The following is a 1259-nucleotide window of genomic DNA, read 5'->3' as shown; positions in this document are numbered from 1 at the left end:
CGAGCGTAGCAATGCGGAAGCCCGCGAGATCTCCGAAAAGGCGGGTGAAATCTTTAATCAGGTTTGCACCGTGGCAGAACGGCTCAACAAGCTGGGCGGCACCCTGAAAACCGTCAGCAGCCACTACAACAACCCCATAACGGCGCTGGCGGGGCAGCAGGGCCTGTATGGGAAAGTGGAGCGCTTCGGCCAGCTTTCCACCAAAGTTAGCAAGTCACTGCCGAGCTTGGAGCCTGTGCATACCGATATTGAATCCGAGCGCCTTGCCTTGATCGTAGAGCCGCTGGAAGAACCAGAAGAGCAAGATGAGGAAACAACCGCTCAGGGCGAATCGATAGACCAGATCAGCGACCAATCACATACAGATGCTGACGAATCAGCAGATGAAACACCGAATCAAGAGATCAACTAAATGCTCACAGGCCAGCTAAAAAACGACATCGACAAACTCTGGGAAAAATTCTGGACCGGGGGCATCACCAACCCCCTCACGGTTATCGAGCAGATCAGCTACCTCATGTTCGCCCGCATGCTCGACATGCAGGAAGAAGTGGCAGAGCGTAAAGCCGCCCGCAGCAAGAAGGAGTTCGACCGCCTGTTCCCGAACACCCCCGAAGGTCAGCTACTGCGCTGGAAGAACTTCAAGAACCTCAGCGGTAAAGAGCTGCATAAACACCTCAAAAATGAGGTCTACCCCTATTTTGCCAGCCTGGGGCAACATGCAGAAGAGGAGGGCCTGGGCAGCGAAGGCAGTGCCACCCAGGCCCTGGGTCACATCGGCGAATACATGAAAGACGCCGATCTGGAGATCAAGAACGAATCCGTACTGGTCTCCGCCGTGGAAATGGTCGATAACCTGCCGCTCACCCAGAGCGACGTGAAAGGTGACATCTACGAATACCTGCTCAGCAAACTCACCACCGCCGGCATCAACGGTCAGTTCCGTACCCCGCGCCACATCATCGATGCCATGGTGGAGCTGATCGACCCGCAACCCACCGATATCATCTGCGACCCGGCCTGCGGTACCGCCGGTTTCCTGGCCCGCACCATGGAATACCTCAACCGGGTGCATTCCAGCGATGCCGGTACCTTCGAAGACGAGGAGGGCAACAAGCACTACACCGGCGACCTGTTGGACCCCTACCGGGAACACATCAATAAACAGATGTTCTGGGGCTTCGACTTCGACACCACCATGCTGCGCGTCTCCAGCATGAACATGATGCTTCACGGCGTAAACGGCGCCAATATTCTGT

General features: G+C 56.1%; 2 protein-coding genes. Both read left to right on the top strand.

What is annotated here, in order from left to right; all coding sequences use genetic code 11:
- Positions 1 to 412: DNA recombination protein RmuC (gene rmuC, locus A3730_RS28575; protein ID WP_156501434.1), on the top strand; the 412-nt coding region annotated here is incomplete at its 5' end.
- Positions 413 to 1259 (top strand): N-6 DNA methylase (locus A3730_RS28570; protein ID WP_156501433.1); only part of this gene is annotated, 847 nt, incomplete at its 3' end. It lies immediately after the preceding gene.

The sequence above is a fragment of the Alcanivorax sp. HI0044 genome, from assembly GCF_001634945.1.
This window is presented reverse-complemented; position numbering and strand designations above follow the sequence as displayed.